The organism is Pseudomonas nitroreducens, assembly GCF_024170165.1.
GTDB lineage: Bacteria > Pseudomonadota > Gammaproteobacteria > Pseudomonadales > Pseudomonadaceae > Pseudomonas > Pseudomonas nitroreducens_C.
Window position 1 is genome coordinate 296,960 of record NZ_JALJXP010000007.1, and the last position, 16,064, is coordinate 313,023.

Here is a 16,064-nt window from a genome sequence, read left to right on the forward strand (position 1 = left end):
AGACCGCCAAAGCCTGGAAAAACACCCTAACAACTAGGATAAATTCGCTGCCCAAGCCGCGAGCAATGGCCGTGGATCAAAGAGACGGGATGGTGCGGGACACAGCATGAACGAGGAAAGCGAATTCAGCCCGGACCTGGTCGCCGGTGGCTATTACGTGACGCCCCAGCGCTTTGCGCAGCTGGTCGGTCTGAACGATCGTCCCGCCATTGTGCAAGGCTGGATCGATCAGGGAGCGATACCAACTCTCCGCCTGGGCGGCCAGGTCCTCATCGACCTGGGCGCCCTGCTGCTGATGACCCAGCCTGATCAGGCCTGATCCGCCTCCTGGGCGGCCTGCAGCGCCGGTACGGCGGGAATGCCGATATCCACGCAGAGCGCCAGGACGCGCTCCAGGTCATTGCGATAGACCAGCACGCACTGCAACGCGGTATCCAGCGGCTCGCTGAAGTCCACCAGCACGTAGCCGCCCTTTTCCGGGTACAGCGCACCGAGCTGAGTCTGGATGCGGTTCAGCGCGGCAAGCGGTTCGGCCTTGCGCAGTTGCTTGGCCTGCAGCACGAAGCTCACGCTCGGGTCAAAGGAGGCACGGATCTCGCCGAACAGCTCCTCATAACTGTCGCCCATGAACAGCACGATTTCCGGCAGGCTGCCCACCACCACCCACTCACCCAGCGGGATGGGGAAATCGTCGTCGTAGTTGATGTCCGGATTGGCGGCGAGGAAGGCCGCCGGATCGGCGTAGGCCTGCGAAGCCTCGTCGGCGACCTGCTGGATCTCGTCTTCACCGAGGCAGCCGGAGCTGATCAGGGTGAGGAGTTCGACGAGTTGCGCTTTCATGGGGAGGTCCTGAATAGGGATGAACAGCCGGAAAGGATATCCGCATTCGCCGTAAAACGCCGCTGCCGGGAACTTTCCGCAGGAAAAAGACGTCCCAAGTCACCCGAACCAATACTCATTATTGAACGGGATGATTTCTGCTCGCCTCGAGCGGTTGATAGCCTGACAACCATCCCGAACCAGCCTGCGTGTGAAAACCATGAACCGTGCCCTCGCCCTTCTCTCCCTGACCCTGCCTTTATGGCTGGTGGGCTGCGCCAGCCAGCCGGCGCCGCAGCAAGAGCCCTACAGCGATGAGCAGGTGAAGTCCTTTGCGCTGAAGATGCTGGGGACCAGCAACATGTCCGAAGAGCTCTATGCGAAGTACCGTCGGGCGCTGACCGAGCCGCGCGTGGATGGGCGGAGCGGGAGCTGATCCTGCACCTCCGTACGATCCATCACCCTCTCTTCTCCGCGACATCCATCGCAACGATTTTCGCCCCCCGCTGAACATCCCGAAGTCCACGCTCCCTGGCAGGAGCGGGCCATGCCCGCGATCGCGCCCATGGGGCGCTCCTGCAGGGGATTTCCGTCGTTTCCGCACGTCCATGCGCTGCGAATCACAGGAAGGAACACGACGCGAGCTCGCGTCAGCATCCAGCCGCAAACCCGAGCCGAAAAAAAGCCCCGCACGAGGCGGGGCTGGAGCATCAAAAGGTCTTGAAGGCGTTGCGCGTCAGACCGGGCACACGCCCTGCTGGTTGCTCTGCGCCAGGTCGAGCAGCTCGCGATTGGCCACGGCGTACATGGCGTAGTCGGTGCTGGTGGAGGCACGCAGCTCGACCAGCATGGCGCGCCAGCGGGCCACCATCGGGGCGTGCTGGTCCAGCCAGAGCGCCACGCGCGCATCGATCTCCGCCGGGCCGTCCTGCATCTGCAGCACGGAGACGGTGATCGCCCGCTGCTGCCAGTCCAGGTCGTCGCGGAAGGCTTCACGGGCCAGCGCCTGCCAGTTGTTCTCCACCGGCAGAGAGCTGATCTGCTGCAGGTACCAGGTCAGTTCCAGCTCGCTGCCCAGGGCGAAGTAAGCGCGCGCCACGTCGGCCGGGTCACGGCCGGTGACGTCCGCCGCTTCGATGATCGGCAGCAGGGTGTAGAGGTGACTGGTACCGGCGACCATGCGCGCCAGCAGCTCCGGCACGCCAGCATCGACGTAGGCCTGGTAGCGTGCCTGCCACAGCTCGCGGGTGGGGCCTTCGAGCAGCTCGTTGAGCTTCAGGCCCAGCGCGGCGATGCGCGGACCGAAGTGCGCAACGTCGCGGGCGGCATCCTGCTCGTTACGGCGACTACGCAGGAACCAACGGGTCGCACGGCGGCCCAGACGCATCAGTTCGTCCATCAGGGTCAGCTGCACTTCCGCCGGCACCTGGTAGTCCAGCGCCTCGATCTGGCGGAACCAGTGGGGCAGATGGAAGACATCACGCACGATCACGTAGGCACCCGCCACGTTCGCCGGCGTCATGCCAGTGGACTCCTTCAGGCGCTGCACGAAGGTGATGCCCATGTGGTTGATCAGGTCGTTGGCGATCTGCGTGCTGACGATCTCGCGCTTCAGGCGGTGCTTGCGCATGGCCGGGCCGAAGGTATCGACCAGGGTCTGCGGGAAGGCCGTCTCCATGTCGCGGGTCAGGTAGTCATCGTCCGGCACCAGCGAGCCCAGCAGCTGCTCCTTCAGATCGATCTTGCTGTAGGAGATCAGCACCGACAGTTCGGCGCGGGTCAGGCCCTGCCCGGCGGCGATGCGCTCAGCGAGGCCTTCGTCAGTGGGCAGGAACTCCAGCGCGCGGTCCAGCTTGCCGCGGCCTTCCAGGTCGCTCATCAGCCGCTTGTACTCGGCGATGCGCTCGCGGGCGCGGCGCTCGGCCAGGGACAGCGCCTGGGTCTGCTTGTAGTTGTTGCCCAGCACCAGATCGGAGACCTGATCGGTCATTTCCGCCAGCAGCTTGTTGCGCTGCTTGCTGGTCATGTCGCCGGCGGTCACCACCTCGTTGAGCAGGATCTTGATGTTCACCTCGTGGTCGGAGCAGTCCACACCACCGGCGTTATCGATGAAGTCGGTATTGCAGGCGCCGCCATTGAGGCCGAACTCGACCCGCGCCAGCTGCGTCATGCCAAGGTTGCCGCCCTCGCCCACCACCTTCACCCGCAGGTCGCGGCCGTCTACGCGCAGGCCATCGTTGGCCTTGTCGCCGACGTCGGCATGGGTTTCATCGCTGGACTTCACGTAGGTGCCGATGCCGCCGTTCCACAGCAGGTCCACGGGTGCCTTGAGCAGCGCATGGATCAGCTCGGTCGGGGTCAGGCGCTCGGCATCGATGTCGAAGCGTGCGCGCACTTCCGGAGTCAGGGTGATGCTCTTGGCGCTGCGCAGGAAGATGCCGCCACCGGCGGAGATCAGCGAGGCGTCGTAGTCGGCCCAGCTGGAGCGCGGCAGATTGAACAGGCGCTGGCGCTCGGCAAAGCTCGCCGCCGCATCCGGGTTGGGGTCGAGGAAGATGTGCATGTGGTTGAAGGCGGCAACCATCTGCAGCTTGTCGGACATCAGCAGGCCGTTGCCGAACACGTCGCCGGCCATGTCGCCGATACCGATGACGGTGACGTTGTCCTTCTGCACGTCGATGCCGCGCTCGCGGAAGTGGCGCTGCACCGAGACCCAGCCGCCACGGGCGGTGATGCCCATGCCCTTGTGGTCGTAGCCGGCGGAGCCGCCGGAGGCGAAGGCGTCGCCGAGCCAGAAGTTGTAGTCGGCGGAGATGCCGTTGGCGATGTCGGAGAAGGTCGCGGTGCCCTTGTCCGCCGCTACCACCAGGTAGGGATCGTCCGGATCGTGGCGCACCACGTTGGCCGGCGGCACGAGCTGCCCTTCCTTGATGTTGTCGGTGATGTCCAGCAGCCCGGAGATGAAGATGCGGTAGCAGGCGATGGCCTCGGCCTGGATTTCATCGCGGCTGCCGCCGACCGGCAGGCGCCGCGGGATGAAGCCGCCCTTGGCGCCGGTGGGCACGATCACCGCGTTCTTCACCTGCTGCGCCTTCACCAGCCCCAGCACCTCGGTACGGAAGTCTTCTTCGCGGTCGGACCAGCGCAGGCCGCCACGGGCCACGTCGCCGAAGCGCAGGTGCACGCCTTCCACGCGCGGGCAGTAGACGAAGATTTCGAACTTCGGCGTCGGCCGCGGGATTTCCGGGATGGCCTTGGGGTTGAACTTGAAGCTGAAGTAGCTCTTGTTCTGCCCGGCCGCGTCGGGCTGGTAGAAGTTGGTGCGCAGGGTCGCCTTGATCAGGTCGAGGTAGCGCCGCAGGATGCGGTCCTCGTTGAGCACCTGGACGTCGTCCAGGGCGGTGAGGATGGCCTGTTCCAGCTTCTGCTGCTTGTCTTCCAGGTCCTCGGCGGTGAGCTTGCGGGCCAGGTAGAAGCGGGTCTTGAACAGGCGCACCAGTTCGCGGGCGATATCCACATGGGCGTTCAGCGCGCTGGCGATGTAGCCCAAGTCAAAGCCCAGGCGAATCTGCTTGAGGTAGCGGGCGTAGGCACGCAGCAGCGCCACGTCGCGCCACGGCAGGCCGGCGGTCAGCACCAGGCGGTTGAAGGCGTCGTTCTCGGCATCGCCATTGACGATGTGGACGAAGGCATCCTGCAGGGTTTCGTTGAGCTCCTGGATGTTGACGTCCAGGCCTTCGGCGTAGGTGAAGGCGAAGTCATGAATCCAGTACTCGCGGCCATTGGTGTGGCGCAGGCGGTAGGGGAACTCGCCGAGCACGCGCAGGCCGAGGTTCTCCAGGATCGGCAGGACGTCCGACAGCGCCAGCGGTGTGTCGGCGTGGTAAAGCTTGCAGTGCAGCTGCTGCTCTCCCTGGGCCAGCGGCTGATAGAAACTCATCACCAGCGGGCGGCTTTCGGACAGGCTGGACAGGTGCTGCAGGTCCACCACCGCGAAGTGCGGGGCGAAGCGCTCGCGGTAGCCGGCCGGGAAGCCTTTCGGGAAGTCTTCCAGCAGGTTGTTGCCCTGCCCTTCGCCGAAGTTCTCCAGCACCAGCGCGGCGTAGTCGTCCTGCCAGGAGCGGCAGGCCTGGATGGCTTCCTGCTCCAGCTGGGCGGCGTCGACGTCGATGCGGTTCTTCGGATCGACGCGCAGGATGAACTGCACGCGGGCCAGGGTGGATTCGGAGAAGAAGGTCCAGAACTCGCAGTCGCTGGCCTTCAGGCGCTCCATCAGCACCTGCTGGATCTTCATCCGCGTTTCGGTGGAATAGATGTCGCGCGGCACGTAGGCCAGGCAGTAGGCGAAGCGGCCGTACGGGTCCTTGCGCAGGAACAGGCGGATCTTGTTGCGCTCCTGGATCTGCACGATGGACATGGCGGTGTTGTACAGCTCGTCCACCGGGGTCTGGAACAGGTCGTCGCGCGGCAGTACCTCGAGGATCTGCGCCAGTTCCTTGCCCAGGTGCGCCTTGCTGTCGAAGCCGGAGTTCTTCAGCACCGCGGCGACCTTGCCACGGATGAACGGGATGTCGAACACGCTCTCGGCGTAGACCGCCGAGGTGTACAGGCCGAGGAAGCGGAACTCGCGGACGACCTTGCCCTTGGCATCGATCTCGCGGATCGACACGTAGTCCGGGTAGGCCGGACGGTGCACGCGGCTGGGCTGGGAAGCCTTGGCGAAGGACAGCAGGACCGGCTCGCGCAGGTAGGTGACTGCGTAGTCCTCGATGTGCAGGTCTTCCTTATTCAGGCCGGCGCGCAGCAGTTTGGTCAGGCCGAGGAAGGCCTTCTCGTCGTACACCAGATGGCCGCCGTCGGCCTCATCGTGCACGGTGAATTCTTCATAACCGAGGAAGGTGAAGTGGTTGTCCAGCAGCCACTCGAGGAAGGCACGCACCTCGGCGGTCTCTTCGGCGCGGGCCTTGGACTTGGACTTGCCCAGCCAGGCCAGCAGCTCTTCAGCCTTGGTGCGCATGGCCGGGAAGTCGGCGACCGCCAGGCGGACCTCGCCGAGCACGTCCAGCAGGGCTTTTTCCAGGGTGCGCAGTTCGCCGGCCTGGGAGACGCGGTCGATCTCCAGGTACATCAGCGATTCCTGGTGCACATCCTTGCCGGTGCTGTTCTTGGGCAGGATTTCCAGCAGCTCGCCCTTGGCATTGCGGCGTACGCTGAGCACGTTGGTCTGCAGGGTGTGGATGCTGTAGCCGCGGCGGTTCAGCTCCATGCGCACCGAGTCGACCAGGAATGGCTGGTCCGGGTGCAGCACCTGGACGGCAGTGTGGGTGGACTGCCAGCCGTGCTTTTCGTAATCGGGGTTGTAGACCGCCACTTCAGGTTCGGCGGGCTTGAAGCGTTCCAACAGGCGCCAGGAAGACAAGGTGCAGCCGACCAGGTCGGACAACCTGCGCTGGGTCAATTCGTCGAGGGAGATGAAGCCGAAGAACTGCTCGGCGAACAGGGCCACTTGTGGCAGACCCTTGTCGTCGACGTGCTGCGCCAGGGCCGCTTTCAGTTGTTGCTGGAAGTCGGCTTTGCTGGCTGCGGTGAAGAACGCCATGTTGTTACTCCACTGGGCTCGTTTTGTTGGATTGAGCGTAGAACGCATATCGTCTTGTGTCGGGCCACAGGTATAGACGGGCAGTGTGACCCTCGATTGACAGCCGCGACCGGCCGGTCATCGATCCCACCGAGCTTATCGGGAGTCACCCGGCGCTGGCTTACGGGGCTGCGACATATTCGGTCAACGGCATGCAGGCGCCGTGTCCAGGCAAGGGCGACCGATTTCGCAGTACGATCGTTCCGTATCTGCCGCAGGAAATATCAAAGCGCTATCATGGTGATTCCTGCCCTGGAACGGACGCCATGCAACGCCACCCGCCCCTGCACCGCCCGCTGCTGCGCCACCTGGATAACCTGCTGGTCACCCTGCTGGGCGCCGCGCTGCTGGTACTGGCCTGGCTGTTCCTCGACGAGGCCGTGCGGCCGCTGCTGATTGGAGCAGTCCCGGTCTACCTCGGCGTGCTGCTGCCGCGCATCGTCGGCCGCGACGAACGCCTGCGCCGCGTCGAAGCCGCGCGCGAGCGCTCGGTGCGCGAGTGGGGTTTCTGCAGTCGCGACCGCAACGGGCCGTGGATCAACTACATCGACTTCCCGCTGGTCTGCGAGGACCCGGTATTCGACGGCCGCTTCTTCTATAGCGAGTGGCTGGTGGTGCACGACGGCCGCATCATCATCAATCCCGGCCCCGCCAACGTGGACCTCGCTGCCGGTACCGTGGGCTACGACTTCGGCTGCGCCCGCACCTACGCCTGGGACGGCTGTTCGCCAAAGGTGCCGTTTTTCTGGCTCGCCACCCTCGGCACGCCGGACTGGTGGGAACACCTGGAAAGCGTGCAGTGCCTGCGCCACGGCCGGCAGAAGGAACGCGTGATGTTCTGGCCGGTGGCGCACCACGCGAGCCTGGTGCACGACGCGCTGTACCAGTTCCTCAACGTCGCCCCGGTGACCAAGGCCGAGGCGGACGACCTGTTCCACCGCATGCTCCTGCGCGCCGGCATGCCGCGTCTGGTGGCCCGGGTCTATCGCTTCGCCGTGGTCCATGGCGGGGCGCGCGACATGCGCCGCCAGCGCAACCCCAATACCTCGCTGCGCTGCCTGACGCCCCTGCCCGGCCTCGAAGCCCCTCGGGAACCACTAGCGCCGCACACGGCTCGAAGCGCAGCGCTGCAAGAGTGACGGCCGATGCAGTAAAGTAGGCGGCCCGACAGCCCCACCCTTAGTCCCAGGAAATCCACGCGATGGAACATCGTGAGTCGCTCCTTGCACTGCGCCAGTATCTCTCCAGCCAGATCCTCGGCCAGGAAAAGCTCATCGAGCGGCTGCTCATCGCCCTGATCGCCGACGGCCACCTGCTGGTGGAAGGCGCACCGGGCCTGGCCAAGACCAAGGCGATCAAGGATCTGGCCGAGGGCCTGGAGGCCGAGTTCCACCGCATCCAGTTCACCCCCGACCTGCTCCCGGCCGACATCACCGGCACCGAGATCTATCGCCCGGAAAACGGCAGCTTCGTTTTCCAGCAGGGGCCGATCTTCCACCACCTGGTGCTGGCCGACGAAATCAACCGCGCACCGGCCAAGGTGCAGTCCGCCCTGCTCGAAGCCATGGCCGAGCGCCAGGTCAGCGTGGGCCGCAGCACCTATGACCTGCCGCCGCTGTTCCTGGTGATGGCGACACAGAACCCCATCGAGCAGGAAGGCACCTACCCGCTGCCCGAAGCCCAGCTCGACCGCTTCCTCATGCACGTGAAGATCGGCTACCCGGAAGCCTCCGTGGAACGCCGCATCCTCCAGCAGGCCCGTGGCGAAGCCCTGCACGGCGAGACGAAGCCGGAGCGCCGGGTGACCCAGGAAGCCATCTTCGCCGCCCGCCACGAAATCCTCGGTCTGTACATGGCCGACGCCGTGGAGGAGTACCTCGTACAACTGATCATGGCCACGCGCACTCCGGCCAAGTACGACGCCGAGCTGGCCGAATGGCTGTCCTACGGCGCCAGCCCGCGCGGCTCCATCGCCCTGGACCGCTGCGCACGCGCCCATGCCTGGTTGGCCGGGCGCGACTTCGTCAGCCCCGAGGACATCCAGGCGATGCTCTTCGACGTGCTGCGTCATCGCCTGATCCTCACCTTCGAGGCGGAAGCCGCCGGGATCGACCAGGACCGTGTGGTCCAGCGCATCCTCGACGTGGTCGCCGTCGCCTGACATGCACAACGTCCTGGCGCCCGGCGTGGCCGTTTCGCTCGGCGAGCTGATCGAGATCCGTCACCGCCTGCGCGAAGTCCAGCTGTTCTCGACGCCCTCGCGACGCAGCCCGCTGATCGGCCTGCACCACTCGCGCCTGCGCGGCCGCGGCGTGGACTTCGATCAGGTGCGCGTCTACCAGGCCGGCGACGACGTGCGCACCATCGACTGGCGCGTCACCGCGCGCACCCAGGAGCCGCACACCAAGCTGTTCCATGAGGAGCGCGAGCGTCCGGTGTTCGTCCTGGTCGAGCAGAGCACCCGGCTGTTCTTCGGCTCCGGCCTGAGCTTCAAGTCGGTGCTCGCCGCCCGTGCCGCCGCCTTCATCGGCTGGGCCGCGCTGGCGCACAACGACCGTATCGGCGGGCTGGTCTTCACCGACAGCGAATGCCATGAGATCAAGCCACGGCGCAGCAAGCAGAGCCTGCTGCAGCTGTTCAACCTGATCGTGCGCGCCAACAACGCCCTGCTCGCCGGCTCTCACCTCAGCCACAGCGGCGACGGCTTCGGCATGGCCTTGCGCCGCGCCCGCGAGGTACTGCGCCCCGGCAGCCTGATCATGGTGATCTGCGACGAGCGCGCGCTCAGCGAAGTGGCCGAACAGCAACTGTCGCTGCTGGCACGGCACACCGACCTGGTCATGCTGCCGGTCTCCGATCCGCTCGACCACGCCCTGCCCGCTGCCGGGCTGCTGAGGTTCGCCGAGGGCCAGGCGCAGCTGGAACTGGACACCCACATCGACGAGCAACGCCTTGCCTACCGCGCCCTCGGCGAAGCCCGCCGGGAGCGCTGGCAGCGTCTGGCCCTGCGCCTGGGCGTGCCGCTGCTGCCGCTGAGCACCCAGGAAGAACTGGTGGAACAGCTGCGCAACCTGCTGGAACAGCACCAGCCGGGCTACGCGAAATGAACCCTCTCGACCAGCTGCAACCGCTGATCGAACCCGCTGCAGTGCCGTGGTGGCCGCCGGCGCCGGGCTGGTGGCTGCTCGCCGCGCTGGTTCCGCTGCTGCTCTGGGCGCTGTGGCGCCAACGCCAGCGCTGGCTGCCCCGGCGCAAGGCCAAGGTCGTCGTCGAGGTGCCGCTGGACCCACTGCGCGAAGCCGCGCTGGAAGAACTCAAGCGCCTGCCGCGCCCCTACGACCGCGCTCCGGCCGGCCCCTGGCTGCAGGCGCTCAATGGCCTGCTCAAGCGCCTGTCGCGGGCGCGCTGGCCGGACAGCCACAGCCACACCCTGAGCGGCCGCGCCTGGCTGGCCTTCCTCGATACGCGCTGCCCGGCCGCCGGCCTGACCCGCTGGATGATCCTCGTGGAGGGCGGCTACCGCGCCGAGTGCAAGCTGGACGACAAGGCCATCGACGGCCTCGCCGCCTCGGTGGAAACCTGGGTGCGCAAGCATGTTTGAGTTCGCCTGGCCCTGGGTCTTCCTGCTCGCCCCGCTGCCCTGGGTGATGCGCTTCATCCTGCCGCCGGCCGACAACGGTGAAGCGGCGATCAAGGTCAGCTTCCTCAAGGAACTCGAAGGCCTCGCCGGCCGCCGCGCACGCGCCCGCCTGCCGGCCTGGCGCCAGCAGGCGCCCTTCGCCCTGCTCTGGCTCTGCCTGCTGCTGGCCGCCGCGCGCCCGCAGTGGGTCGGCGACCCGCTGCCGATCCCGGCCACCGGCCGCGACCTGCTGGTGGCAGTGGATGTCTCCGGCTCCATGGACTACGCCGACATGACCTGGGACGGCGCCCAAGTCAGCCGCCTGGACCTGGTGAAGAAGCTCTTCGGCGACTTCATCGAAGGCCGCCGGGGTGATCGTGTCGGGCTGATCCTGTTCGGCACCCGCGCCTACCTGCAGGCGCCGCTGACCTTCGACCGCCACACCGTGCGCATCTGGCTGGACGAGGCGCTGATCGGCATCGCCGGCAAGGACACCGCCCTGGGCGACGCCATCGGCCTGGCGGTCAAGCGCCTGCGCCAGCGCCCGGCCGAGAGCCGCGTGCTGGTGCTGATCACCGACGGCGCCAACACCGCCGGCGAGATTTCCCCGCAGACCGCCGCCAGGCTCGCCGCCGAAGAACAGGTGAAGGTCTACACCATCGGCATCGGCGCCGATCCCAAACAGGGCGGCGTCGCCGGGCTGTTCGGCCTCAACCCGGGGCTGGACCTGGACGAACCGACGCTCAAGGCCATCGCCGAAAGCACTGGCGGCGAATACTTCCGTGCGCGCAACGGCGAAGAGCTGCAACGCATCTCCGACAGCCTCGACCAGCTCGAACCGGTGGAGCAGAAGCCGACCCAGGCGCGCCCGGCCATCGCACTGTACCGCTGGCCGCTGTTGCTGGCCCTGCTGATCAGCGCGGCGCTGGTCATCGGCACCCTGTGGCCACCCGAGGACTGGCGCTGGCCGGCCTGGATGGCGCGCCTGCAGAAGGAGCGCCGGCCATGAGCCATACTTGGCCGCACCTGTTGCACCCGCTCTGGCTGGCCCTGCTGCTGCCGCTCGGCTGGCTGCTGTGGAAACTCTGGCACCGCGAACGCCGCGCCGGCCGCTGGCAATTGCTGCTGCCCCAGGCCTTCCATCCCTGGCTGCTGTCCGGCGGCAGCGGCCGCCATGAGCGCCGCCCGTGGATCTACCTCGGCATCGCCTGGCTGCTGGCCGTCCTTGCCCTGCTCGGCCCGAGCTGGGAACAGGTGGAACAACCGACCATGGAGCGCAGCGACCCGCTGGTGGTGGTGCTGGAACTCACCCCGCAGATGCTCGCCACCGACCTCAAGCCGACGCGCCTGGAACAGGCCCGGCACAAGCTGCTCGACCTGCTGCAGAGCCGCAGCGACGCGCAGACCGCCATCGTCGTCTACGCCGGCAGCGCCCATACGCTAGTGCCGCTGTCCAATGACCTGGGCACCGCGCAGAACCTGCTGGACGCCCTCAAGCCATCGATCATGCCCGAGCCGGGTGAGCGCGCCGACCTGGCCGTGGCCCAGGCGCGCCGCCTGCTGGACAACGGCGCCGAGGGCAACGGCCGCATCCTGCTGATCACCAGTGCCCTGGACGCCCGTGAACGCCAGGGCATCCGCCAGGCACTCAAAGGCAAGGGCAAGGACCTGCTGCTGCTCGCCGTGGGCACCCCCGGCGGCGCCCCCATCGCCCAGGAAGACGGCACCTTCCTCAAGGACGACCAGGGCAACATCCTCGTGCCGCGCCTGGACGAAAGCTCGTTACGCGCCTTTGCCACCGACATGGGTGGGCGCTTCCAGCGTCTGCGCGCCAGCAGCAGCGACCTGCGCTCCCTCGGCCTGCTGGACAGCACCCAGGGGCTGCAGGTGAGCGAAGAGGATGCCCTGCTGCGCCTGCAGCGCTGGGCGGACCAGGGCTACTGGCTGCTGCTGCCGTTACTGCTGCTCGCCGCCTGCGCCGGCCGCCGCGGCTGGCTGTTCAGCCTGCCGCTGATGCTGCCGCTGCTCTGGGCGCCACCGCAGGACGCCAACGCCTTCGAGTTCAACGACCTCTGGCTGCGTCCGGACCAGCAGGGACAGCGCCTGCTCGACGCCGGGCACCCCGCCGAAGCCGCCGAGCGCTTCGACGACTTCCGCTGGAAGGGCCTGGCGCTGTACCGCGCCGGCGACTACGTCGATGCCGCCCAGGCTTTTGCCCAGGGCGATGACGCCGCGGACCACTACAACCGCGGCAATGCCCTGGCAAAGCAGAACGAACTGGAGGCCGCTATCGACGCCTACGACCAGGCGCTGGAACGTGATCCCGAACTGGAATCGGCCAAGCGCAACAAGGCACTGCTCGAAGACCTGCTGCGCCAGCGCAAGGACAACCCCGCAGGCGATGGCACCGACCAGCCACCGCAGCAGAACCAGGACCCTGCCCAGAGCAACGACCCCCAGGCCGCCAAGCCGCAGGATCAGCAGCATGAGGAAGAACACTCCAGCGAACGCGACTCGCAGCCGGCACCGGCGGCGAAGAACCCTTCGCAGGAGGCCGACCGCCCCTCCGCCAGCCAGAGCGATAAGCCCGGCGAGGATGCCGGCGAAGAACAGGAAACCAACCCGGAAGATGCCGGTCCACTGGATGACGAGCGCCGTCAGGCCCTGGAACAGTGGCTGCGGCAGATTCCCGACGATCCGTCCGAGCTGTTGCGCCGCAAGTTCTGGTACCAGCAACAGCAGCAGCGCCAGGAAACCAACCCATGAAAAGGCTGATCTGCCTGACCTTGCTCTGCCTCGCCGCTTTCCACGCCGAAGCCAGCCTCACCGCCAGCGTCGACCGCGCGCGCCTGAATCAGGGCGAGAGCGTCGAACTGACGCTGGAGTCCGACGACCCCACGCTGTTCGGCAAGCCCGACCTGAAGCCGCTGGACGAGCAGTTCGTGGTACTCGGCACCCGCCAGGTCAATCGCCTGACCACGCTCAACGGCAAATCCCAGGCCACCACGCGCTGGATCATCACCTTGCAGCCGCGCAACGAAGGCAAGGTGGAAATCCCGCCGATCCACCTGGGTGGCAACGCCAGCGAACCGATCAGCCTCGACGTGCTCAAGGCCGAGGACAGCGCCGAGGGCCAGAAGCTCGCCCCGGTGTTCATCGACGCCAGCGTCGACCGCGAGGAAAGCTGGGTGCAGGCTCAGGTGATCCTCACCCTGCGCATCTACCACTCGGTGTCGCTGTACGACGACAGCAGCCTCAGCCCGCTGCGGATGAACGACGCCCGCGTCGAGCAACTGGGCGAGCCGCGCACTTACGAGAAGGACATCAACGGCGTTCGCCACGGCGTGATCGAAGTGCGCTACGCGATCTTCCCGCAGAACAGCGGCACCCTGGAAATCCCCGGCCAGACCTTCAATGCCACCCAGGTCGCGCAACGCCGCAACGAGGACAACAACCCCTTCGGCCCGCCAACGGGCAAACAGATTCGAGTGGTCTCGCCGAGCATCCCGCTGCAGGTCGCCCCCAAACCGGCGGACTATCCCAAGGACGCGCCATGGCTGCCCGCCCGTTCACTCAGCCTGACCGAGACCTGGAGCCCGCAACCCGAGGAAGCCAAGGCCGGTGAGTCGCTGACCCGCAACATCATGCTGCGCGTCGAGGGGCTCTCCAGTGCCCAGCTGCCACCGTTGCCGATCACCCTGCCCGAGGGCCTGCGCCATTACCCGGACCAGCCGCAGCTGGCCAACGAAGCCAGCGACCAGGGCATGATCGGCAGCCGCGAGGAGCGTGAAGCGCTGATCGCCGACAAGGCCGGTCCGCTGGAACTGCCGCCGGTGGAAGTCGTCTGGTGGAACACCCAGGAGCGCCGCGTCGAGCGCACCAGCCTGCCGGCACGGACGCTGCAGGTCGCCGCCAACGCACAACTGGAAGAACACGCCGAGCCCCCTGCTGCGCCCAGCGAAACGCTCGTCAGCGACGTGCTGCTGTGGCCCTGGCAGCTCGCCTGTGCGCTGCTCAGCCTGACCACCCTGCTCGGCTTCGGCCTGTGGTGGCGCGCCCGTAGCCAGCCGGCGGTGATTCGCGTGGCGCAGGCCGGCCCGAGTACCCGCACGCTGCTCGACGAACTGCGCCGCGCCTGCCAGGCCAACGACTCCCACGCCACCCGCCAGGCGCTGGATGCCTGGGCCCGCCAGCAGCCGGAAACCCTGGCCGACATGGCGGCGCGCTTCGTGCCGCTGTCCGACGCGCTGGATGGCCTCAACGGCGCGCTCTACAGCGACAGCGAAGGCGGTCGCAACTGGCAGGGCGAAGACCTCTGGCGCGCCATCCGCACCCTGCCCGGCGCCGACCCGGATGCGCCGCCAGCGCCGGAAGCCAGCAGCCTGCCGCCGCTCTACCCGCGCTGACGGCTATGCTGGAGGCATCCCTGCCAGAGGTGCCTCCATGCCCGTCCACCGGCTGATTCCGGCGCTGGCCGCCGGCCTGCTGCTGATCTGCAATCCGCTCCTGGCGGCCGACATCCTGCCGCCGGCCCAGCCACTGCAGGGCCCCGGCGGTTCGCACTACGCCCACGCCGACGTGCGCCAGTGGCACTTCAACACCGAGGGCAACGAATACTGGGTATTCACCCCGGACCGCCCTGCCCCGTCCAGCGCGCCTGTCGTGGTCTTCACCCACGGCTGGAGCGTCATGCAACCCGACCTCTACCGCGCCTGGATCGAGCACATCGTCCGGCGCGGCGCCATCCTCATCTACCCGCGCTACCAGGCGACGCTGAAGACGCCGGCGGCAGAGTTCCTGCCCAACGCCGCCGATTCCGTGCGCCACGCCCTCGCCGATCTGCAGGCGGGCAAGCTGGGGGTGAAGCCGGAGCTGGAGCACGTCGCCTACGTCGGCCACTCCGCCGGCGGGCTGATCGCCAGCGGCCTGGCTGCCTCCTGGCAGCGTCTCGGCGTGCCGCAACCACGGGCGCTGATGGCGGTGGAGCCGGGGAAGAGCAGCGGCCCGCGCTGGCGCCAGGTACCGCTGGAGCCATTGGCAGACATTCCCGCCGGCACCTTGCTGCTGGCGGTTTGTGGTGATGAGGACGAACGCGTCGCCTGCGACGACGCGCGGCGCGTCTACGCCGAGAGCACCCAGGTCGCACCACGCGACAAGGACCTGCTCCTGCTGCGCAGCGACCGCCATGGCAGCCCGCCGCTACTGGCCAACCATGCCGCACCGACCGCACCGCGCTTCGACCCGCGCTATCCGCCCAGCGACTCTTCCAGCTGGCTGCTCAACCGTGTGCAGGAGCGTGTGAAGCAGCGGCTGAAACAGGGCCAACCGTCGGCGCACAACGCGCTGGCAACCGATGCGATGGACTGGTTCGGACCCTGGAAGCTGTTCGATGCGCTGTGCGATGCGGCCTTCTACGGCCAGGACCGCGACTACGCGCTGGGTGGCGGGCCGGCGCAACTGTCCATGGGACGCTGGAGCGACGGGACGCCGGTGAAGGCGATTCAGCGGTTGTCCCCATCCCACCCCTGAGGGTTCGGACGCGTGGCGGGTTCGCGAGCAAGAACCAGGCGTCCCCCTCGATCCTACGAAGAACTACGCCGCTCTGGCTCTGGCTCTGGCTCTGGCTCCTAAAGACTTCCAGAGAATTGTCCGCACGCTCCGGAGTGCCCCTTTCAGGAGGCCGAAGGTGATCGGAGTTTCAGGGGTTGAGCGACATGGATGTCGCGAGAGCGTTGTCGGGCCAGGGATGGCCCGTCAACGCGGGCCCCTGGAACTCCGAAGAACCGAGGGTACTTTTTGCGAAGCGAAAAGCCGGATGCCAGGGGCGAGACCTTTGCCTACTTTGGGTCTTTCCAAAGTAGGTCGCCCGAGGGGGCGAAACACTATGCCCGCGCGCACGCCGAAGCGGCGCAGAAATGCCCAAGCCAAAGCAGCAAACCTGCAACACCAGAAAAACGTCGGCCCTGCCGACAGATCGCGGGCATGGCC

At 67.1% G+C, this 16,064-nt stretch carries 12 protein-coding genes; 10 read left to right on the forward strand and 2 right to left on the reverse strand.

Annotation, left to right across the window (positions count from 1 at the left end):
- Positions 1-106 precede the first annotated feature (106 nt).
- Positions 107-319, forward strand: a complete 213-nt coding sequence (locus J2T47_RS16480) for a DNA-binding protein (RefSeq protein ID WP_253448844.1) — start codon at positions 107-109, stop codon at positions 317-319.
- On the opposite strand, the gene J2T47_RS16485 is transcribed toward J2T47_RS16480, so the two are convergent.
- Positions 310-840 (reverse strand): hypothetical protein, encoded by a 531-nt coding sequence (locus J2T47_RS16485; RefSeq protein ID WP_253448846.1) that lies wholly within the window; start codon positions 838-840, stop codon positions 310-312. The two genes, J2T47_RS16480 and J2T47_RS16485, sit on opposite strands and share 10 nt — an antisense overlap.
- 199 nt (positions 841-1,039) lie before the next feature.
- Here J2T47_RS16485 and J2T47_RS16490 point away from each other — a divergent pair, with 199 nt between their 5' ends.
- Complete coding sequence (locus J2T47_RS16490) at positions 1,040-1,255, forward strand: hypothetical protein (protein ID WP_253448848.1); 216 nt, start codon at positions 1,040-1,042, stop codon at positions 1,253-1,255.
- Between the two features lie 300 nt (positions 1,256-1,555).
- Here J2T47_RS16490 and J2T47_RS16495 read toward each other — a convergent pair whose 3' ends face one another.
- A complete protein-coding gene (locus J2T47_RS16495) occupies positions 1,556-6,418 on the reverse strand; it encodes an NAD-glutamate dehydrogenase (protein WP_253448850.1) in 4,863 nt (1,620 codons plus the stop codon).
- A gap of 305 nt (positions 6,419-6,723) precedes the next feature.
- Here J2T47_RS16495 and J2T47_RS16500 point away from each other — a divergent pair, with 305 nt between their 5' ends.
- The 8 genes from J2T47_RS16500 to J2T47_RS16535 all read left to right on the forward strand — a co-directional run bounded on the left by J2T47_RS16500 (position 6,724) and on the right by J2T47_RS16535 (position 15,605).
- Positions 6,724-7,596 (forward strand): DUF1353 domain-containing protein, encoded by an 873-nt coding sequence (locus tag J2T47_RS16500; RefSeq protein WP_253448852.1) that lies wholly within the window; start codon positions 6,724-6,726, stop codon positions 7,594-7,596.
- A gap of 62 nt (positions 7,597-7,658) precedes the next feature.
- Entirely contained in the window at positions 7,659-8,618 is a 960-nt protein-coding gene (locus J2T47_RS16505) for an AAA family ATPase (protein WP_045211803.1), read from the forward strand.
- A gap of 1 nt (position 8,619) precedes the next feature.
- Positions 8,620-9,564 (forward strand): DUF58 domain-containing protein, encoded by a 945-nt coding sequence (locus tag J2T47_RS16510; RefSeq protein WP_253448855.1) that lies wholly within the window; start codon positions 8,620-8,622, stop codon positions 9,562-9,564.
- Positions 9,561-10,058, forward strand: coding sequence for a DUF4381 domain-containing protein (locus tag J2T47_RS16515; RefSeq protein ID WP_253448858.1), 498 nt, complete (start codon positions 9,561-9,563; stop codon positions 10,056-10,058). Before J2T47_RS16510 ends, J2T47_RS16515 begins: the two co-directional genes overlap by 4 nt.
- On the forward strand, positions 10,051-11,085 hold the full coding sequence (locus J2T47_RS16520; RefSeq protein ID WP_253448861.1) for a vWA domain-containing protein: 1,035 nt from the start codon (positions 10,051-10,053) through the stop codon (positions 11,083-11,085). Before J2T47_RS16515 ends, J2T47_RS16520 begins: the two co-directional genes overlap by 8 nt.
- Entirely contained in the window at positions 11,082-12,842 is a 1,761-nt protein-coding gene (locus tag J2T47_RS16525; protein ID WP_253448864.1) for a VWA domain-containing protein, read from the forward strand. The genes J2T47_RS16520 and J2T47_RS16525 overlap by 4 nt, the downstream gene beginning before the upstream one ends.
- A complete protein-coding gene (locus tag J2T47_RS16530; protein WP_253448867.1) occupies positions 12,839-14,482 on the forward strand; it encodes a BatD family protein in 1,644 nt (547 codons plus the stop codon). Before J2T47_RS16525 ends, J2T47_RS16530 begins: the two co-directional genes overlap by 4 nt.
- A 37-nt stretch (positions 14,483-14,519) precedes the next feature.
- Positions 14,520-15,605 (forward strand): alpha/beta hydrolase fold domain-containing protein, encoded by a 1,086-nt coding sequence (locus tag J2T47_RS16535; RefSeq protein ID WP_253448870.1) that lies wholly within the window; start codon positions 14,520-14,522, stop codon positions 15,603-15,605.
- Positions 15,606-16,064: the final 459 nt, after the last annotated feature.